This window comes from Pseudonocardia phyllosphaerae, assembly GCF_046546475.1.
In the GTDB taxonomy this organism is placed as follows: Bacteria; Actinomycetota; Actinomycetes; order Mycobacteriales; family Pseudonocardiaceae; genus Pseudonocardia; species Pseudonocardia phyllosphaerae.
Window position 1 is genome coordinate 155,886 of sequence record NZ_JBKGXS010000007.1, and the last position, 18,800, is coordinate 174,685.

General features: G+C 74.4%; 18 protein-coding genes and 1 riboswitch. Of the genes, 10 read left to right on the forward strand and 8 right to left on the reverse strand.

Annotated elements, in window-relative coordinates; all coding sequences use genetic code 11:
- Window positions 1-49: 49 nt before the first annotated feature.
- Window positions 50-808 carry a class I SAM-dependent methyltransferase gene (locus ACLE50_RS15775; RefSeq protein WP_410944305.1) on the forward strand — a complete coding sequence of 253 codons (759 nt, stop codon included), beginning with the start codon at window positions 50-52 and terminating at the stop codon, window positions 806-808.
- On the opposite strand, the gene ACLE50_RS15780 is transcribed toward ACLE50_RS15775, so the two are convergent.
- Window positions 766-1,581, reverse strand: a complete 816-nt coding sequence (locus ACLE50_RS15780; protein ID WP_410944306.1) for a class I SAM-dependent methyltransferase — start codon at window positions 1,579-1,581, stop codon at window positions 766-768. The two genes, ACLE50_RS15775 and ACLE50_RS15780, sit on opposite strands and share 43 nt — an antisense overlap.
- Window positions 1,582-1,696: 115 nt before the next feature.
- Window positions 1,697-2,548, reverse strand: a complete 852-nt coding sequence (locus ACLE50_RS15785) for a MaoC/PaaZ C-terminal domain-containing protein (RefSeq protein WP_410944307.1) — start codon at window positions 2,546-2,548, stop codon at window positions 1,697-1,699.
- Window positions 2,549-2,761: 213 nt separating this feature from the next.
- On the opposite strand from ACLE50_RS15785, the gene rsfS reads away from it, so the two are divergent.
- The 6 genes from rsfS to ACLE50_RS15815 all read left to right on the forward strand — a co-directional run bounded on the left by rsfS (window position 2,762) and on the right by ACLE50_RS15815 (window position 9,910).
- Window positions 2,762-3,163, forward strand: coding sequence for a ribosome silencing factor (gene rsfS / locus ACLE50_RS15790; RefSeq protein WP_410944308.1), 402 nt, complete (start codon window positions 2,762-2,764; stop codon window positions 3,161-3,163).
- A complete protein-coding gene (locus tag ACLE50_RS15795; protein WP_410944309.1) occupies window positions 3,160-3,780 on the forward strand; it encodes a histidine phosphatase family protein in 621 nt (206 codons plus the stop codon). The genes rsfS and ACLE50_RS15795 overlap by 4 nt, the downstream gene beginning before the upstream one ends.
- Window positions 3,773-4,504: a diglucosylglycerate octanoyltransferase gene (octT, locus tag ACLE50_RS15800; RefSeq protein ID WP_410944310.1), complete on the forward strand. Its 732-nt coding sequence runs from the start codon at window positions 3,773-3,775 to the stop codon at window positions 4,502-4,504. Before ACLE50_RS15795 ends, octT begins: the two co-directional genes overlap by 8 nt.
- On the forward strand, window positions 4,501-5,946 hold the full coding sequence (locus ACLE50_RS15805; protein ID WP_410944311.1) for a xylulokinase: 1,446 nt from the start codon (window positions 4,501-4,503) through the stop codon (window positions 5,944-5,946). The genes octT and ACLE50_RS15805 overlap by 4 nt, the downstream gene beginning before the upstream one ends.
- A 194-nt stretch (window positions 5,947-6,140) precedes the next feature.
- A complete protein-coding gene (locus tag ACLE50_RS15810) occupies window positions 6,141-7,433 on the forward strand; it encodes a helix-hairpin-helix domain-containing protein (protein WP_410944312.1) in 1,293 nt (430 codons plus the stop codon).
- Window positions 7,430-9,910 (forward strand): ComEC/Rec2 family competence protein, encoded by a 2,481-nt coding sequence (locus ACLE50_RS15815; protein ID WP_410944313.1) that lies wholly within the window; start codon window positions 7,430-7,432, stop codon window positions 9,908-9,910. Before ACLE50_RS15810 ends, ACLE50_RS15815 begins: the two co-directional genes overlap by 4 nt.
- An 8-nt stretch (window positions 9,911-9,918) precedes the next feature.
- Here ACLE50_RS15815 and thrC read toward each other — a convergent pair whose 3' ends face one another.
- The gene (gene thrC / locus ACLE50_RS15820) at window positions 9,919-11,184 is read right to left on the reverse strand and encodes a threonine synthase (RefSeq protein WP_410944314.1); all 1,266 of its coding nucleotides are present in this window, start codon (window positions 11,182-11,184) and stop codon (window positions 9,919-9,921) included.
- 6 nt (window positions 11,185-11,190) lie between these two features.
- Window positions 11,191-11,344, reverse strand: a riboswitch (SAM riboswitch).
- A gap of 135 nt (window positions 11,345-11,479) precedes the next feature.
- Here thrC and holA point away from each other — a divergent pair.
- Window positions 11,480-12,457, forward strand: a complete 978-nt coding sequence (gene holA / locus ACLE50_RS15825) for a DNA polymerase III subunit delta (RefSeq protein ID WP_410944315.1) — start codon at window positions 11,480-11,482, stop codon at window positions 12,455-12,457.
- A gap of 86 nt (window positions 12,458-12,543) precedes the next feature.
- Here the strand turns inward: holA and rpsT are convergent, their stop codons facing one another.
- Window positions 12,544-12,810 carry a 30S ribosomal protein S20 gene (gene rpsT, locus ACLE50_RS15830; RefSeq protein ID WP_410944316.1) on the reverse strand — a complete coding sequence of 89 codons (267 nt, stop codon included), beginning with the start codon at window positions 12,808-12,810 and terminating at the stop codon, window positions 12,544-12,546.
- A gap of 330 nt (window positions 12,811-13,140) precedes the next feature.
- Between rpsT and lepA the strand changes: the two genes are divergently transcribed.
- A complete protein-coding gene (gene lepA, locus ACLE50_RS15835; RefSeq protein ID WP_410944317.1) occupies window positions 13,141-15,000 on the forward strand; it encodes a translation elongation factor 4 in 1,860 nt (619 codons plus the stop codon).
- 115 nt (window positions 15,001-15,115) lie between these two features.
- On the opposite strand, the gene ACLE50_RS15840 is transcribed toward lepA, so the two are convergent.
- Together ACLE50_RS15840 and ACLE50_RS15845 are read right to left on the reverse strand one after the other, a co-directional pair.
- On the reverse strand, window positions 15,116-15,556 hold the full coding sequence (locus tag ACLE50_RS15840) for a MarR family winged helix-turn-helix transcriptional regulator (protein WP_410944318.1): 441 nt from the start codon (window positions 15,554-15,556) through the stop codon (window positions 15,116-15,118).
- 254 nt (window positions 15,557-15,810) lie between these two features.
- Window positions 15,811-16,776, reverse strand: a complete 966-nt coding sequence (locus ACLE50_RS15845; RefSeq protein ID WP_410944319.1) for a zinc-binding dehydrogenase — start codon at window positions 16,774-16,776, stop codon at window positions 15,811-15,813.
- Between the two features lie 44 nt (window positions 16,777-16,820).
- Between ACLE50_RS15845 and ACLE50_RS15850 the strand changes: the two genes are divergently transcribed.
- Entirely contained in the window at window positions 16,821-17,012 is a 192-nt protein-coding gene (locus tag ACLE50_RS15850; RefSeq protein ID WP_410944320.1) for a hypothetical protein, read from the forward strand.
- Here the strand turns inward: ACLE50_RS15850 and ACLE50_RS15855 are convergent.
- On the reverse strand, window positions 16,954-17,841 hold the full coding sequence (locus tag ACLE50_RS15855; protein WP_410944321.1) for an NAD-dependent protein deacetylase: 888 nt from the start codon (window positions 17,839-17,841) through the stop codon (window positions 16,954-16,956). The genes ACLE50_RS15850 and ACLE50_RS15855 overlap by 59 nt on opposite strands.
- A gap of 53 nt (window positions 17,842-17,894) precedes the next feature.
- Window positions 17,895-18,683 carry an enoyl-CoA hydratase-related protein gene (locus tag ACLE50_RS15860; RefSeq protein ID WP_410944322.1) on the reverse strand — a complete coding sequence of 263 codons (789 nt, stop codon included), beginning with the start codon at window positions 18,681-18,683 and terminating at the stop codon, window positions 17,895-17,897.
- Window positions 18,684-18,800 lie beyond the last annotated feature (117 nt).

The following is an 18,800-nucleotide window of genomic DNA, read 5'->3' on the forward strand; positions in this document are numbered from 1 at the left end:
CGTCGGGAGGGATGCGGGGGTTCTGCGGCACTGGCACGCTCGGGGAACTGTGACCACTCGGCTGGAACAGGCGTTCGCCGCCGCGCACGAGGACCTGCCCCGTGAAGCCCCCGGGTCGGAGGAGACGACAGCGCTGCTGCTGCAGCTCGTCGGAGAGGTGCCCGACGCGCCCCGCATCGTCGACATCGGTTGCGGCACAGGGCCGGCGACGCTGCCGCTAGCCGCCGCGACGGGTGGCGAGGTGATCGCGGTCGACCTGCACGAGCCGTTCCTGCGCCGGCTGCAGGTGCGGGCGTCGACGTCCGGGCTGGGAGAGCGGGTGCGGCCGGTGCGCGCCCCGATGGAGGATCTGCCGCTGCCCGACGGCGAGGCCGATCTCGTCTGGGCCGAGGGTGCCGCCTACGTCATGGGGTTCGACGCGGCGCTGGCCGGCTGGCGCCGGCTGCTCGCCCCGGGCGGGGCGCTGGTGCTCACCGAGGCGGAGTGGACGACGCCCGAGCCGGCGGCCGGGGCACGCGAGTTCTGGGACCGGCTGTACCCCGGCATGCGGACGACCGAGCAGAACGTCGCCGCCGCGCAGCGTGCCGGATACACCGTGCAGGCGCTCTACCTGTTGCCGGGCACCGACTGGGACGCCTACTACCGCCCGCTGGGCGCGCGGCTGGAGCTGCTGCGCGAGGACGGGCTGGACCCGGCTGCGCTCGACGAGGTCGGCCGGGAGATCCGGATCCGCGAGCAGTTCGGCGCCGACTACGGCTACACCGGCTACGTGCTGCGCCCGCGCACCAGCCACACCGCGGAGTCGTAGACGACGCCGTCCGGGCCGAGGTGCGCCGCGAGGGACTCGCGCAGCGCCGCGACGGCCGCGTCGCGCTGCTCCCCGGTGCGCTCGGCGAGGTCCGGGCCGACCCGGGACAGCTGGTACTGCGCGGCGTCGTCGACGTCGGCGCCCAGCCACATCGGCCGCGCGAGACCGTCGACGACGATGTCGGTGAACCCGGCCCCGGTCAGCAGCGCGCGGATCCGGTCGGGGTCGCCGAGCGAGACCGGGCTCGGCCCCTCCGGCGCCGCCGCCGGCAGCCCGAGGGCCTCGTGCACCGCATGCAGCCACTCCTGGCGCTCCCAGGACTGCCACACCTGCAGCACGATCCGCCCACCCGGGCGCAGCGCGCGGCGCAGGTTCGCGAACGCCGCGGCCGGGTCGTCGAAGAACATCACGCCGTTGCGGCTGAGGACCAGGTCCACGGGCCCGAACCGGTCGGTCTGGGCGTCGGCCAGGGCGAACGTCGCCGGGACACCCGCGGCGGCCGCGCGCTCGCGCGCCAGCTCCAGCAGCTGCGGGGACAGGTCGACGCCGAGCGCGTGCCCGTCCGGTCCGGCGGCGCGGGCCGCGTCGATGGTCGTGGTGCCGAAGCCACAGCCGACATCGAGCACCTGCTCGCCCGGGCGAACGTCCGCCGCCGCGGCGAGGGCGTCCCGGTACTCGGCGACGCCGGCCTCGTACCGGTCGGGGTGTGCCGCCCAGTGGTCACCGGACCGTCCCGACCAGGCCGCCCGTTGCTGCGGGTTCGGAGTCGTCACGGCGGCCACGCTACGACCGGCTGCGGTGCGCCGGGACCCGGGACCCGGGGACCGGGTGACCCGGGACCAGGTTGCCCGTGGTCGGCCGGGTCACCCGGGCTCCGGCGTGCCGGGATCAGGCGACGGGGAACAGGGTCGCGGATCCGCGATCGACCACGACCGCACCGTCGTCGACGGCGACGCGGAAAGCGGCGCCGTCGTCGGTCCGCCACACCGACACCGTCAGCGTCTGGCCCGGGTACACCGGCGCGGTGAAGCGGGCATCCAGCGAGGCGATGCGTGACGGGTCGCCGTCGCACACGGCCGCGACGACCGCCCGCGCGGCGAAACCGAACGTGCACATGCCCTGCAGGATCGGCCGGTCGTAGCCGCCGCGCGCGGCGACGGCGGGGTCCGAGCACAGCGGGTTGCGGTCACCGGTGAGCCGGTAGATCAGCGCCTGGTTGCCCGCGGTCCGCTCGGTGACCACGACGTCGGGCTCGCGGTCGGGCACCGGGTCCGGCCGCGGCTCCGGGCGCTCGCCGCCGAAGCCACCGGCGCCCTTCAGGAACGACGAGCGCACCGTGCTGAACAGCGGAGCCCCGGTCTCGGGGTCCGCGGCGTGCGCCTCGGTGCGGATCAGCGCCCCCGAACCGAGGTCGACGACGTCGGTGACGGTCGCGGTGACCCGCGCCCAGCCCGACACCGGCAGCGGCGCGGCCAGCCGTACCGACTGCTCGGCGTGCACCAGCGACGCCGGGTCCGGCGAGCCGAGGTCGACGCGGGCCTTGCGCGTGATCACCTCGGCGAACGACGGCAGCACCGCTGTGCGGACCCCGCCGGTGTCCTCGGTGGTCAGCGCCAGCTCGGTCGTCGGGTCGTCCGCGCCGGCACCCACGGCGACGGCGTAGAGCAGCACGTCGTCGCGTTCCCACGCGAAGTTGACTGGTTCGCACTGTGTTCCGGCCAGGTTCGGTGCCAGGGTCATTGGGGAGTCTCCTTCGACGGTCCACCGTGGTCGTGAAACCTATCCGCTCGGGCCGCCGGGCCCAAGCGTCGTGCCCCGACCGGTGCGCGCTCCGGTCCGCGACCCCGCACGCAGGGCGAGCCCGCGCTCGTTTCCGGCACCCCGGCTGACACACTGAGTGCTCCTCGGACGACTACACCGGGGAGCAGCCGAACCCGGGAGACGTGAGACGCAGTGACGGCATCATCCGAGGCGATCGAGATGACGAAGGTCGCCGCGGCCGCCGCCGCGGACAAGAAGGCCGCCGACATCGTCGCGCTCGACGTGTCCGAGCAGATGGCCCTGACCGACTGCTTCGTGCTGGCGTCGGCGCAGAACGAGCGCCAGGTGCAGGCGATCGTCGACGCCGTCGAGGAGAAGCTGCGCGAGCGCGGCCACAAGCCCACCCGGCGCGAGGGTGACGCGGACAACGGCTGGGTCCTCCTCGACTTCAACGACATCGTCGTGCACGTCATGCACACCGAGCAGCGCGGCTTCTACGGCCTGGACCGGCTGTGGAAGGACTGCCCGACGATCGCGGTCCCCGACGACGCCCCGCCGCCGGAGCCGGACGCGGTGCCCGGCGGAGACGCATGACCCTGCGCAGGGTCACCCTGCTGCGGCACGGGCAGACCGAGTACAACGCCGGCGGCCGGATGCAGGGCCATCTGGACACCCAGCTGACCGGCGACGGGCACGCCCAGGCCGCGGCCGCGGCGCCGTACCTCGCGGGGTTCCCGTTCGACCGGATCATCTCCTCGGACCTCACCCGCGCCCACGACACCGCGCTCGCCGTCGCCGAGGTCATCGGGCTGCCGGTCGAGGTCGACAAGCGGCTGCGCGAGACTCACCTCGGGGCCTGGCAGGGCCGGACCGTCGAGGAGATCGAGGCCGAGGACCCGGGCGCCATCGCCGACTGGCGGTCCGATCCGCGCTGGACCCCGCCGGGCGGCGAGTCCCGGGTCGACGTCGTCGCCCGCGCCCTGCCGGTGGTCGAGGAGCTCGACCTCGCCTGGGCCGACGACCCCGAGGAGCGCTCGGTGCTGCTCGTCGCCCACGGCGGCATGATCGCCGGGATGGTGTGCGGCCTGCTGGACCTGCCCGAGGCGTCGTGGCCGGTGATCGGCGGGATGGGCAACGCGAAGTGGGCCGTCGTGGCCCGGCGCGACGACCACCCCCGCTGGCGGCTCTCGGGGTACAACATCGGTGCCTGACCTGCTGGTCCTGGGTGACTCGCTGGCCTTCCACGGCCCCGACCGGCCCTACCCGGCCGACGAGCCGCGGCTGTGGCCGAACCTGGCCGCGGCCCGCCTCGGCGGGCGAGCCGAGATCGTCGCCCGGGCCGGCTGGACCGCCCGGCACGCCTGGTCCGCGCTGACCGGCGACCCCCGGGTGTGGGCGGCGCTGCCCCGGGCCGATGCCGTCGTGCTCGGGGTCTCCGGCATGGACGCCCTGCCCTCCCCGCTGCCGACGGCGCTGCGCGAGCTGATCCCGGTGGTGCGGCCCGAGCCGCTGCGCCGCCTGGTCCGCGCGAGCTACCGGAAGGCGCAGCCCGTCCTGGCGCCCGCGTTCGCCCGGCTGCCCGGCGGCGGCCCCGCGACGCTGCCGCCGCGGCTGACCGTCGCCTACCTGGAGCGTTGCCGGGCCGGCATCCACGCGCTGCGGCCGGGCCTGCCCGTCCTGGCGTTGCTGCCGTCGGTGCACCGTGCGGCCGACTACGGCGGCGCCCACCCGCACCACGCCGCGACCGAACGCGCGATCCGCCGCTGGGCGGAGACCGCACCGCAGCTCTCGCTGGTCGAGACCCCGTCGCTGGTCGCCGCGCACGTGCTGGGCGGGCACGGCAACCCGGACGGCATGCACTGGGGCTGGGCCGGTCATCGCGTCGTCGGTGACGCGGTCGCGGAGCTGGTCGGCACCCGGACGGGTACGCCGTGACGCTGCTCGGCATCGACCTGGGCACCACCTCGGTCAAGGCCGCCGTGTTCGACGACGACGGCACCCGCCTCGCGGCCGCCCGCCGCGGCCACGTCACGCACCGGCCGGCGCCCGGGTACGCCGAACAGCATCCCGACGACTGGTGGGCCGGTCTGACCGGCGCCGTCGCCGAGCTCGCCGGAGCCGGTGTCCTCGGCGACGTCACCGCTGTCGGGCTGTGCGGGCAGGTCAACACCCACCTCGTCACCGACGCCGCAGGGTCCCCGCTGCACCCCGCGGTGACCTGGCAGGACAGCCGGTGCGCGGAGACCGCCGCAGCGCTGACCGACCGCCTCCCCGACGGCGACCGGGCGCGGGTGCGCGGCGGGCTCGGCACCGTCGACGCCTCGCACCCCGCCGCCCGCGCGGCCTGGTTCGCCGCGCACCGGCCCGAGGTCTGGGCCCGCACCGAGCGGCTCCTCGCACCCAAGGACCAGCTGCTGCTGCGTCTCACCGGCACCGTGGCCGCCGACCCGATCTCCTCGATCGGGCTCGTCGGCCCGGACGGGCGCTACCCGGACCGGCTCGACCTGCTGGTCCCCGGCCTGCGCGACCTGCTGCCACCGCTCGCCGACCCGGCGACGGTCGTCGGCGAGACCACCGGTGCCGGCGGTCTCCCGGCCGGGCTGCCCGTCGCCACCGGGACGATGGACGCCTGGGCGGCGCTGCTCGGCGGCGGCGTCTGCGTACCCGGCGACGCCATCGACGTCGCCGGCACCTCCGAGGTGCTCGCGACGGCCACCGGCCCGGACGCCGGCGGGCGCGGCGTCGTCGCCTTCCCGCCGTGGCAGGGCCTGCACGTGCTCGCCGGGCCGACCCAGGCCGGTGGCGACGCGCTCGCCTGGGCGGGCTCGGTGCTCGGCGCGGACGTCGCCGGGGTCCTCGACCTCGCGGCGGCCGCCGAACCCGGCTGCGACGGGCTGCTGTTCCTGCCCCAGCTCGCGGGGGAGCGCGCCCCGGTCTGGGACGCCTCGCTGCGCGCGCACTGGCTCGGCGCCACCTTCGGCACCGGGCGCGCCGAGCTCGCCCGCGCCGCCGCCGAGGGGGTCGCGCACGCGGCGCGCCATGTGCTGACCGCGCTGGAGACCGCAGCCGGCCGGCCCGTCGCACACCTGACCGCGTGCGGCGGCGGATCGCGCAGCGACCTGTGGTGCCGGATCAAGGCCGACGTGCTCGACCGGCCGCTGCACCGCACCGCCGAGCCCGACGCCGGGGTGCTCGGCGCGGCGATGCTCGCCGGGCTCGCGACGGGGGCGGCGTCGTCGGTGGGGGAGCTGGCCGCACGGATGGTGCGGGTCGACCGGGTCTTCACCCCCGACCCGCGCACCCGGGCCCGCTACGACGACGCGCACGGCCGGTATCTCGAGGCCCAGCGCCTGCTCGGACCGCTGTTCGCCGGATAGCCCGGCGGGGCCGCGGTCGCCGCCCCCGTGAGATCGGGTCATGGAGGCAGTGCAGCAGCACCGTCCGACACGAACCGTCCGTCGTACGCCGCTCTGCTCCATCCGCCGACGGGGTTGTCCACACCCGCCCGATCGCTCCACAGCGCCGGCGATCGTGGGGTCGGCGCGGCCGCGCCGGTCCTAGCGTCGACGCCGTGACCAGGTCCGACGACACCCGCAGCCCGGCCCACCGGTTGGCCGGGCTGGACGGGCGAGCGCGCCGTGACGCGGGTGTCCTGACCCCGGAGCGGCCGGCCCCGACCCTCGAGCCGGGGCCGCGGCTCGACCCGCCGACGGTGCCGCTGCCGATCCCCGGCACGTGGCCACTCGGTGAGCCTGAGTCCACCGCCGGACCGGCACCCGGAGCCCGGGCACCGGGGCGCGGCCTCGTCCGGGACCGGTACGCGCCCGTCGAGCCCGAGGATGCGCTCGGGCCCTCGTTCGTCTCCCGCACCGGGCCCGGTGACCCGTCCCGCTTGCGCCGTGCGGCCCGTCCGGGTCCGGACGACGACCCGGGCCACCGTCCGCGGCCCGAGGACAGGGACCACGCGCCCGGTGCACCGCGGGCGCAGTCCCCGGCGGCGGAGGATCCCGCGCACCTCGACGACCTCCCCGACACGACGAGCCACGGTGCCCGGCCGCCGCTGTGGCGGCGGGTGGCGCTGCGCTGGCTGCCACCGTCGCTGGTCGGCGCCCGCGTCGACCCCGGCCGGCCCGGTGCGATCGCGCTGGTGCTCGTCGTGGTCGTCGCCGCGTTCGGTGCGGGGATCGGGGTGTGGGCGAACCGGCCGGTCGCCCAGCCGGTGAGCGGCCTGCCGGAGGTGCACGCCGGAGCCGCGGGACCGACGGGTAGGGAGAAGGCGGCCGGACACCCGGGCACACCCGTACCCGGGGCACCGGTGGCGAGCGGTCCGGTCGGGGCGAACCCCGTCGTGGTGAGCGTGGTCGGGAAGGTCCGCCGCCCCGGCCTGGTCCGGCTGACCGACGGTGCCCGTGTCGCCGACGCCCTCGACGCGGCCGGTGGCACCCGGCCCGGTGTCGACCTGACCGCCATGAACCTGGCGCGGCGGCTCGGCGACGGCGAGCAGATCGCGATCGGGGTGCCGCCCGCGCGTGACGCCGCACCTGCGGTGACCGCGCCGGGCGCGGAGCCCGCGTCGGGCACCGAGCCGGGTGCGGCGACCGCGTCGGGCGGCGGCACCGGTGGCAGCGCAGGCAGCAGCGCCGGTGCCGGGGCGGCCGGTGGAAAGGCGCAGGGCAAGGTCGACCTCAACCGGGGCACGCTCCAGGACTTCGACGCGCTGCCCGGGGTCGGCCCGGTGACCGCCCAGAAGATCATCGACTGGCGGACGAAGAACGGCCGGTTCAGCCGCGTCGAGCAGCTCCGCGAGATCGACGGCATCGGCGAGCGCCGGTTCTCCCAGCTCAAAGAGGTCGTGTCCCTGTGAGCACGCCGCCGTCCACCCGGCCCGAGGAGCGGACCGGCCCGGTGGAACCGGGGGAACCCGAGGACGAGCGGACCGCCCCGCCGGACCTGCGCCTCGTGCCGGCCGCGCTCGCCACCTGGGCCGCGGTCCTGTGCGGGCTGCTCGGCGGTCCGGCCGGAGGCATCGCCGCTGCCCTCGTCGCCGCGACGACCGTGCTGACCGCGCTGGTCCGGTCCCGGCTGAGCGCCCGCGCCGCGGCCCCCGGCTCGATCCTGCTCGCCGCGGGCGGCTGTGCCTGTGTCGCCGCGGTCCTGATCACCGGGCACGCGTCGGTCGTGGCCGCGCACCCGCTGCGGGCGCTCGCCGAGCGCGGAGCGGCCGCGGAGGTCCGGATCGTGCTCACCGACGACCCGCGCGCCATCCGCAGCGCCGGCGGCGGTGACGAGTCCGGCAGTGCCCGCCGCTCGGTGCTGGTCCCGGCCGAGCTGCGCACCGCGACCGCGGGCGACGGCCACTGGGGCGGTGGCGGGAAGGTCCTGCTGATCGCCCCGGCCGAGGGCTGGGAGGGGCTGCTCCCCGGGCAGGAGGCGTCCGCGGCCGGGCTGCTCGCGCCCGCCCAGCGGCCCGACCTCACCGTCGCGGTGCTGCGCGTGCGCGGACCGGCCGAGCAAGTGAGTGCCCCGCCGTGGTGGCAGACCGGTGCCGGGACGCTGCGCGACGGTTTGCGCGGTGCCTCGGCGGCGACGATGGAACCCGCCCCGGCGGGACTGCTGCCCGGCCTGGCCATCGGGGACACCCGGTCCCAGCTCCCCGAGACCGAGCAGGACTTCCGGGCCTCCGGCCTGGCTCACCTCACCGCGGTTTCGGGCGCGAACGTCGCGATCCTGACCGGTGCGGTGCTGCTCCTGCTCCGCCTGTTCCGAGCCGATCCGCGGATCGCCGCCGCCGTCGCGCTGCTCGCACTCGTCGGGTTCGTGATCCTCGCCCGGCCGTCGCCGTCGGTGCTGCGGGCCGCGGTGATGGGCACGGTGGTCCTGCTGGCGCTCGCCGCCGGCCGGGCCCGGTCGGCGGTGCCCGCGCTCGCCGGGGCGGTGCTGGTGCTGCTGGTGGTCGACCCGGCGCTGGCCGTCGACGCGGGCTTCGCACTGTCGGTCGTCGCCACCGGCGCCCTGGTGCTGTTCGCGCCCGGCTGGGCGGCCCGGCTACGAGCGCGCGGGATCCCGCCCGGGCCGGCCGAGGCGCTCGTCGTCCCGGTCGCGGCCGCGCTGGCCACCGCCCCGATCATCGCCGGGCTCAGCGGGCAGATCGGGCTCGTGACCGTCGTCGCGAACCTGCTCGCCGCCCCGGCCGTCGCCCCGGCGACGGTGCTCGGGGTGCTCGCCGCGGTGCTGTCACCGTTGAGCCCGGATGCCGCCGCAGTCTGCACCTGGCTGGCGAGCCCGTTCGTGCGCTGGCTGGTCACGGTCGGCGACCGCGCCGCCGCCGTTCCGGGAGCGACGGTGCCCTGGCCGGCCGGTACCGGCGGCGCCCTGCTGCTGACCGGAATGCTGGTCGTCCTGCTCGCGATGGGACGGGTGCCCCGGCTGCGTGCGCTGCTGCTCGCGGCGCTGATCGGGCTGCTGCTCGTCCTGGTCCCGACCCGGTTCGTCACGCCGGGCTGGCCGCCCCCGGTCTGGCGGATGATCGTGTGCGACGTCGGTCAGGGCGACGGGCTGGTCCTCGCCACCGGTGTGCCGGGCGAGGCCGTCCTGGTCGATACCGGCCCGACCGACGACGCCGTCGACGCCTGCCTGGACCGGCTCGGCGTCCGGACCATCGCACTGATCCTGATCACACACCTGCACTCCGACCACGTCGGCGGTGTCGCCGGCGCGATGCGCGGCCGGCCCACCGGAGCGGTCGCGGTCGGCCCGGTCCGGGATCCGGTCACCGAGCTGGCACACCTCACGCGGACCGCCGCCGACGCCGGCACCCGCGTCGTCGGCGTCACCCGTGGCGCGGTGCTGACGTGGCCCGCGCTGCGCCTCGACGTGCTCGGCCCGGTCGACCCGCCGGTCTCGGTGGACGGCGAGGACGGCACGGCAGTGAACGACATCTCGGTGGTCACCCGGGCCCGGACCCCGGCCGGGTCGGTGATGCTGACCGGGGACATCGAGCTCGCCGCGCAGGACGCGCTGATCGCCTCCGGGCAGGACCTGCGCGCCGACGTGCTGAAGCTGCCGCACCACGGCAGCCGCAAGCTCAGCCCGCGGTTCGTGGCCGCGGTACGTCCGCGGGCCGCGGTGGTCAGCGTCGGGAACGGCAACAGCTACCACCACCCGAACCCCGGGCTGATGGACGCGCTGGCCCGCTCCGGGATCGCGATCGGGCGCACCGACCGCGACGGCGACGTCGCACTCACCGGGAACGACCCCGGTGGGCTCAGCCTCGTCGAGCGCGGAGACCCGCGCCCGGCCCCGACGAAGCGGAAGCAGGGCGCGGGGAAGGAGTCCGGATGAGCGGGTGCTCAGCCCAGGTGCGCGAGCGCGTCCCGCACGGCGGCGCTGGTGGAGGGCACGGTGGCGGTCGGGCCGACCTGCCCGGACACCGCGTCGAGGGTCTTGAGGCCGTCACCGGTGATCAGCAGGACGGTCTCGGCGTCCGGGTCGATCTTGCCCTCGTCGATGAGCTTCTTCGCGGTCGCGACGGTGACCCCACCGGCGGTCTCGGCGAAGACGCCCTCGGTACGGGCCAGCAGCCGGATGCCCTCGACGACCTCCTCGTCGGTCACCTGGCCGACGTGGCCGCCGGTGCGCCGCACCGAGTCCAGCACGTACGGGCCGTCGGCCGGGTTGCCGATGGCCAGCGAGCGGGCGATCGTGTCCGGCTTCTGCGGCTGGATCACGTCGTGCCCGGCCTCGAACGCGGTCGCGACGGGCGAGCAGCCGGTCGCCTGCGCGCCGAACATCGTGTACGGCGTCGGCTCGACCAGGCCGAGCTCGCCGAACTCGGTGAAGCCCTTGTCGACCTTGGTCAGCTGGGAGCCGGAGGCGATCGGCACGACGATCTGCTCCGGCAGCCGCCAGCCGAGCTGCTCGGCGACCTCGTAGCCCAGGGTCTTGGAGCCCTCGGCGTAGTACGGGCGGACGTTGACGTTCACGAATGCCCAGTCCTCGTGCTCCGCGGCCAGCTCGGTGGCCAGGCGGTTCACGTCGTCGTAGTTGCCGTCGACCGCGAGCAGCGTTCCGCCGTACACCGCGGTGGTGACGATCTTCGGCTGCTCCAGCGAGGACGGGATGAGCACGACCGAGTCCCAGCCGGCGCGGGCGGCGGCCGCAGCGACGGCGTTCGCGAGGTTGCCGGTCGAGGGGCAGCAGAGCACCGAGAAGCCCAGCTCACGGGCGGCAGCCAGCGCGACGGCGACGACGCGGTCCTTGAACGAGTGGGTCGGGTTCCCGGTGTCGTCCTTGACCCAGAGCTTACGGACGCCGAGCGCCTTGGCCAGGTTGTCGGCCTCGATCAGCCGGGTCAGGCCGGGCTCGGTGTTCGGGTGGTCGTGCACCGTCGACGGGACGGGGAGGAGGTCCTTGTAGCGCCAGATCGACTTGGGCCCGGCCTCGATCGCCGCCCGGGTGACATTCGGGAAGTCATAGGCCACCTCGAGCGGCCCGAAACAGCGCGGACAGGCGAACTCCGCGGCGAGCGCGATCCGGTGCCCGCACTCGCGGCAGGACAGCGCCTGCGCCGACCCCAGGTCGAAGGTCGTCGTTTCGGGCGCAGCAGACAGAGTCACGAGATCTCCTCATCTGTCCCGCCGGTGTGGCGGGTCGGAATTGGCACCGTGTTCGTCGACGTCCTCGCCGCGCGGGAGTGCGCGGGTCCGGGCGGATCGTCGCTCGACGCCGGTTGCCGGGGCTTCTACGGGCCGTTCCCTCTGCCCCTCTGGATGAGCCATATGCGGTTGTGGCCTCCGGACCGGGCCGGAAGCGTCGATCACGTTACGCGATGGACATGGAAGGGAGCCAGAGGTGCCTGCCGGAAGGGGACGCGGCTCACCGGCTGTCGGGGGTCTGGGCCACGATGGGGTGGTGAGCAGGAGCCGCGACGCCGCACCCCCGGATCCGCTGCAGCTGATCGTGGGCGAGGAGGAGTTCCTCGCCGAGCGCGCCGTGTCCGACCTGGTGCGCCGGGTGCGGAACCAGGATCCCGAGGTGGAGCTGCGCCGGTTCAAGACCTCGGAGGTCGCGCCGGGGGAGCTGGCGGGGCATCTGAGCCCGTCGCTGTTCGCCGAGTCCCGGGTGATCGTGCTCACCCACGCCCAGGACGCGACGAAGGACATGGTCGCGGCGGTCGCGGAGTACGTGAAGGACCCGGCCGAGGGCATCATCCTGGTCGCCCAGCACTCCGGCGGCGCGAAGGGCAAGGCGCTGACCGACCTGATGCGCAAGTCCGGGGCGCACGTCGTGACCTGCGAGAAGATCAGCCGTCCGGCAGAACGGTCGGACTTCGTCTCCTCCGAGGTCAAGCGCAACGGCGGGAGCATCACACCGGGGGCGCTGGCCGCCCTGGTGGAGGCGGTGGGCTCGGACCTGCGCGAGCTCGCGTCGGCGGCGTCGCAGCTGGTCGCCGACACCGGCGGCCGGATCGACGAGGCCGGAGTGCGCCGCTACTACCGCGGCCGGGCGGAGTCCTCGGGCTTCGCCGTAGCGGACGCGGCCGTGGCGGGGGACCGGCGGGCCGCGATGGAGGCCCTGCGCTGGGCCATGGTGCTGGGCGTCCCGCACGTGCTGATCGCCGACGCCCTCGCCGACGCCGTCCGCACGCTGGCCAAGGTCGGCTCGGCCGGGCGGGGCGACCCGAACCGGCTGGCCGGCGAGCTGGGCATGCCGCCGTGGAAGATCCGCAAGGCGCAGGGACAGGTGCGCAGCTGGCGCCCGGAGCAGCTGGCGACGGCGATCGCGGCCACCTCGCAGGTCAACGCGGACGTCAAGGGCATGGCCGCGGACTCCGAGTACGCCCTGGAGCGTGCGGTCCTGGCCGTGGTGGACGCCCGCGCCGGTCGCTGACGCGACGCGGCGCAACCCCCGCACACACGACGGCGGCGCCGCCCCGGAGATCCGGGACGGCGCCGCCGTCGAAGAAACGCTGTGGCTCAGGCGCCGACCTTGTTCAGGCGCTTGGCCATGGCCGACTTGCGGTTCGCGGCCTGGTTCTTGTGGATGACGCCCTTGCTGGCCGCCTTGTCCAGGGCCTTCGAGGCCTTGCGCTGCAGCTCGGCAGCGGTCTCGGTGTTGCCCTGCTCCGCGGCCTCGCGGAAGTGGCGGATGGCGGTCTTGACCGACGACTTCACCGACTTGTTCCGCTGGCGGCGCTTTTCGTTGGTCTTGACCCGCTTCATCTGCGACTTGATGTTGGCCACGTCTGCCTCTGGTCTTCCTGCCTACTGAGTTCGGCTGTGTCTGCTGGAGTCCGGTCCGCTCCGGCGGCACCGAACGGTCAGTACCGTTCCGGGCGAGCACGCCGAGCGCTCAGCGGTCGAGACTACCAGCGGGCTCCGCGCGCCCCGGCGCCGGGGCGGCGACCGGGTTCCGCGTGGTCCGCGGCGACCGGGGCCGGGCGCGGTGCCCGGCCCACCGCGTGCGGTACCACCGCACCCCGCCCGCGCGACATGGGACGATGGTCGCGAGAGCCCCGCCGCCGGGCCGCGACGCCCCGGCGCCAGCCCACAGCGAAAGCCGAGTACAGCCGAGTGACGACGTACGCCGACCGCACCTTCACCCCGCCGGAGCGCATCCGGAACTTCTGCATCATCGCCCACATCGACCACGGCAAGTCGACGCTGGCCGACCGGATGCTGCAGATGACGGGCGTGCTGGAGGCGCGCGACTACCGGGCCCAGTACCTGGACCGGATGGACATCGAGCGCGAGCGCGGCATCACGATCAAGGCGCAGAACGTGCGGCTGCCGTGGGAGGTGAAGAACGCCGACGGCGTCGAGACCGAGTACGTCCTGCACCTCATCGACACCCCCGGCCACGTCGACTTCACCTACGAGGTCTCCCGGGCCCTGGAGGCGTGCGAGGGGGCGATCCTGCTGGTCGACGCCGCACAGGGCATCGAGGCGCAGACCCTGGCCAACCTGTACCTGGCCATGGAGAAGGACCTGCACATCATCCCGGTCCTCAACAAGATCGACCTGCCTGCGGCCGAGCCGGACAAGTACGCGGCGGAGATCGCCCACATCACCGGCTGCGAGCCCGAGGACGTCCTGCGCTGCTCGGCCAAGACCGGTGAGGGCGTCGAGGCGGTGCTCGACGCCGTCGTCACGCAGGTCCCGCCGCCGGTCGGCGACGCCGACGCCCCCGCCCGCGCGATGATCTTCGACTCGGTCTACGACACCTACCGCGGCGTCGTGACCTACATCCGCGTCGTCGACGGCAAGCTCACCCCGCGCGAGCGGATCAAGATGATGTCCACCGGTGCCGAGCACGAGCTGCTCGAGATCGGCATCGTCTCCCCGGAGCCGAAGCCCTCCGACGGCCTCGGTGTCGGCGAGGTCGGCTATCTGATCACCGGGGTGAAGGACGTCCGCCAGTCCAAGGTCGGCGACACCGTCACCAGCAAGCGCAACGGGGCGGAGCACCCGCTGACCGGCTACCGCGAGCCGCAGCCGATGGTCTACTCCGGGCTCTACCCGATCGACGGCTCGCAGTACCCGGACCTGCGCGAGGCGCTGGACAAGCTGCAGCTCAACGACGCCGCGCTCACCTACGAGCCGGAGACGTCCGCGGCGCTGGGCTTCGGCTTCCGCTGCGGCTTTCTCGGGCTGCTGCACCTGGAGATCACCCGGGACCGGCTCGAGCGCGAGTACGACCTGGACCTGATCTCGACCGCGCCGAACGTCGTCTACGACGTCACCACAGACGACGGCGAGGAGCTGCAGGTCACGAACCCGAGCGACTGGCCGACGGGCAAGATCGCCGAGATCCGCGAGCCGATCACGAAGATCACCATCATCGTGCCGTCGGAGTTCATCGGCGCGGTCATGGAGCTGTGCCAGAGCCGGCGCGGCCAGCTCGGCGGCATGGACTACCTCTCCGAGACCCGCGTCGAGCTGCGCTACACGATGCCGCTCGGCGAGATCATCTTCGACTTCTTCGACGCCCTGAAGTCCCGCACCCGCGGCTACGCCAGCCTCGACTACGAGGAGGCCGGCACCCAGGTCGCCGACCTGGTGAAGGTCGACATCCTGCTGCAGGGCGAGGCCGTCGACGCGTTCTCCGCGATCGTGCACAAGGAGTCCGCCTACGCCTACGGCACCTCGATGGCCACCAAGCTGCGCGAGCTCATCCCGCGCCAGCAGTACGAGGTGCCGATCCAGGCCGCCGTCGGTGCCCGGATCATCGCCCGCGAGACCATCCGTGCGATCCGCAAGGACGTGCTCTCCAAGTGCTACGGCGGTGACATCAGCCGTAAGCGCAAGCTGCTGGAGAAGCAGAAGGAGGGCAAGAAGCGGATGAAGACGATCGGCCGCGTCGACGTCCCGCAGGAGGCCTTCGTCGCCGCGCTGTCGACCGGTGGCGGGCAGGCGACGGAGAACAAGAAGTAGCCGCGACGAACAAGTAGCGCGACACCGCACACGAGAACGGGCCCGCCCTCCGCGAGGAGGTCGGGCCCGTGGTGTCTGTGGGGGTGGGGGAGTGCTGGGAGGCGGCTCGACGCGTCTACACGGCGGAGCCTGCCGGGCGCGGGCCGGGGATCGTGCTCTCGCACGTCGCCGTCGGCGCGGGGGATCCCGGGCGGCGACGGCCCGGGGTGAGGATGCGCTGCACCCGCTGGCACACCGACTCCACGACGGTCCGCCCCTCGGCGGACAGGTGCACGAGCACCCGGCGCCGGTCGAGCGGGTCCGCGGAGCGGTACGCGAGCTTCTGGGTGACCAGGCGGTCGACGATCCGGGTGGCAGTGGGGGCGGGGAGCGCGGTGTGACCCGCGACCTCACCCATGCTGCGGCCGGTACCGCGCGCCAGCATCAGCAGGACGCGCCATCCGTCCCGGCTGACCTCGGTCGCTGAGGGGTTGGTGGACAGGGCGGTGGCCACGGCGTGGTCGACCCGGTCCAGGAATTCGACGACACCCGCGGCTCCAGGCGCCGGGCCCGCCATGGTGGCGGTCCCCGACGCCCTTCGACTGTAAGGCTCGGACACGATGACAGACTGTACTTGCCATCGGCCGCAAATCCGACACTGTCCTGGGGAAACCCGCTCCGGGCGCCGGGCGGTCGTCACTCAGCGGTGACGAGCAGTCCCACGACCTGGGTGGATGACCACCGGCCACCGCCGGACGAGTGCATCACGACCACATCACACCCGTATCACGTAACGCATCGCCCGGGCCCGGCGATACTGCACCACCCGGCTCAGCGGGTGAGCACGATCTTCCCCGCGGTGCGGCCCGCGGACATCGCCTCGAAGGCCTCCGGAGCGTCGGTCATGGGCAGCTCGGTGCCGATCTCCGGGGCGATGCCGGCCGTCGCGACGAACTGCATGAGGTCGGCCAGCTCCTGCCGGGTGCCCATGGTCGAGCCGACGACCTCGAGCTGCAGGAAGAACAGCCGCTGCAGGTCCGCGGGCGGGTTCGGGCCCGACGTCGACCCGCAGGTCACGATCCGCCCGCCCGGGCGAAGCGCCCGCATCGAGTGCTTCCAGGTGGCCTCGCCGACCGACTCCATCACGGCGTCGACCTTGCCGGGCAGCTTCGCACCGGACTCGAACGTGGCATGTGCGCCGAGCCGCTCGGCCAGCGCACGCTTCTCCTCGTCGCGGCCGGTGACCCACACCTGGAAGCCCGCGGCGCGGCCGAGCTGGACCAGCGCCGTCGAGACCCCGCCGGAGGCGCCCTGGACGAGCACCGTCTGGCCGGGCTTGAGCTCCGAGCGGGTGAACAGCATCCGGTACGCGGTCAGCCACGCGGTACCGAGTACGGCGCCCTGGCTCGGGGTGAGGCCCTGCGGTGCGGGGATCGCGTTGCGCGCGGGCACTGCGATCCGGTCGGCCATCGCGCCGGGGTACTTCTCGGTCAGCAGCGTGCGCTTCGGGTCGAGCGTCTCGTCCCCGCGCCAGTCCGGGTCGCCGATGATCGGGTAGAGCACGACCTCGGTGCCGTCGTCGAGCGTCCCGGCGCCGTCGCAGCCGAGGATCATGGGGAACTGGTCGGGCTTGATCCCGACGCCGCGCAGCGTCCACAGGTCGTGCATGTTGAGGCTGGCGGCGGAGACGTTCACGGAGACCCAGCCCTCGGGGACCTCCGGTTCGGGCCGCTCACCCACGACGAGGGAGTCGAGTGGAGCGTCGGCGTTGGGCTCACTGGCGTACACGGCGAACATGGGCCCGAACCTAACCCGGGAACGCAGGGGCTACCGTGTGAGGTGTGCGCACGATCATCGACGGCTGGGACGCGTTCGAGCTGTGGCTCACGCAGCTGCCGTTCGTCTTCCAGGTCGTGTTCGTGACGGTGGTGCTGCTGCCGCTCACGGCAGCCGTCGCGATCGGGATCGACCGGGTCACCGAGCGGTTCGACCGGCGCCCGGAACGGGCCCCGGAGCAGCGGCGCTCGGACTGAGCGCGAGGGCGCCGAGCACCTCCGAGCAGCCGGCGTCGACGCGCAGGTCGGCCAGGTCGTCGCCCCGGGTCACGCCGCGGTTCACGATCACCACCGGCACCCCGGCCTTGCGGGCGGCGCGCACGAACCGCAGCCCGGACATGACCGTCAGCGAGGACCCAGCGACGAGCAGCGCGCCGTCGTCCGGGGTGAGAGCGCCGACCATCGCGTAGCAGCGGGCGACCCGGTCCTTCGGCACGTTCTCCCCGAAGAACACCACGTGCGGCTTGAGCACCCCACCGCAGCCGGTGCAGTCCGCGACCCGGAACCCGTCGGTGATCTCCACGGCGGCGTCGCCGTCCGGTGCGGTCTCGACCTCGGCGCTGTGCGACTCGGTGAAGCCCGGGTTGAGCGCGGTCAGCCGGTGCTGCAGCTCCTCGCGCGAGGTGGTGGCGCGGCAGGCCAGGCAGACGACCTCGTCGATGCGCCCGTGCAGGTCGACGACGGTGTGTTGGCCGGCCGCGGTGTGCAGGCCGTCGACGTTCTGGGTGATCAGCCCGTCGAGTGCCCCGGCGCGTTCCAGCGCGGCCAGCGCGACGTGCCCGGGGTTGGGGCCGGCGCGGCGCATCCGGGCCCAGCCGACGTGGCTGCGCGCCCAGTACCGGCGCCGCGCGGCCTCGCCGGAGACGAACTCGTCGTAGGTCATGGGGTTGCGCGGCCGGGATCCGGGGCCGCGGTAGTCCGGGATCCCGGAGTCGGTGGACAGGCCGGCGCCGGTCAGCGCGACCAGCCGGCGCCCGGCGAGGAGTTCCGCCGCCGCGGCCGGGTCGGTGCTGACGGGGACGGTCACGGTCCCCAGGGTAGGTGTGGTGCGCCTGCCCCGCCGCCGGGCCGGCCCGCGGCTCAGTCCTGCGGCACCCAGCTCGGCCTGCGCTTCTCGCCGAACGCGCGGATGCCCTCCTGCCCCTCCTCGGAGGCGAAGTAGGACGCCGACAGCGCGTTCATCGCCGCGAAGTCCTCGGCCATGGTCGCCGGACGCTCCCGCCGCAGCATCTCCTTCGCCCCGGCCAGCGCCCCGGGGGCGCCGAGACGGAGCATGCCGGTGTAGCGGCCGACCTCGGCGTCGAGGTCGTCGGCCTGCACCGCGCTGTTGATCAGACCGATGTCCACGGCGCGGCGGGCGTCGAACGTCTCGCCGGTCAGGAACAGCTCGTGTGCGGACCGGGCGGCCAGCCGCGGGAGCACGGTCACCGAGATGACCGCGGGCACCACGCCGATCCGGACCTCGGAGAAGGCGAAGGTGGCGTCCTGCGCGGCGACCGCGACGTCGCAGGCGGCCACGATGCCGACGCCGCCGGCGCGGGCCGGTCCGGCGACCCGCGCGACGACCGGGGTGGGGGAGTCCCAGATCGTGGTCAGGATGCGCGGGACCTCGGTGACACCCTGCTGCTCGGCGCCTGCGCCCTTGGACTCCTTGAGGTCCATCCCGGCGCAGAACACGGTGCCGGTGTGGGTCAGGACGATCACCCGGGCGCCGGGGTCGGCGATCGCGGTGTCCAGGTGCGCGATCAGCTCGCGGCGGACCTGCGCGGACAGCGCGTTGCGGTTGTGCGGGGAGTCCAGCGTGATCGTCGCGACGCCGCAGGCGACGTCGAGGTGGACCAGCTCGGGAGGATCGGCGTCGATGCTCACCCGGGTCACCCTAGGACGTCCACGGGCCGGGGCGGGGTGGCGCCGGTCACCGTGCGAAGCCGCTCCGGCTGTCAGCGCGTCCGGTGTTTCAGGGCAGCCGGTGTTTCAGGGCATCCG

Excerpts from the sequence above, each read along its gene's own strand:
- ACLE50_RS15785 (WP_410944307.1), bottom strand. The coding sequence starts at position 2,548 with ATGACCCTGGCACCGAACCTGGCCGGAACACAGTGCGAACCAGTCAAC.
- ACLE50_RS15795 (WP_410944309.1), top strand. The coding sequence starts at position 3,160 with ATGACCCTGCGCAGGGTCACCCTGCTGCGGCACGGGCAGACCGAGTAC.
- ACLE50_RS15840 (WP_410944318.1), bottom strand. The coding sequence starts at position 15,556 with ATGGCGGGCCCGGCGCCTGGAGCCGCGGGTGTCGTCGAATTCCTGGAC.
- ACLE50_RS15845 (WP_410944319.1), bottom strand. The coding sequence starts at position 16,776 with ATGTTCGCCGTGTACGCCAGTGAGCCCAACGCCGACGCTCCACTCGAC.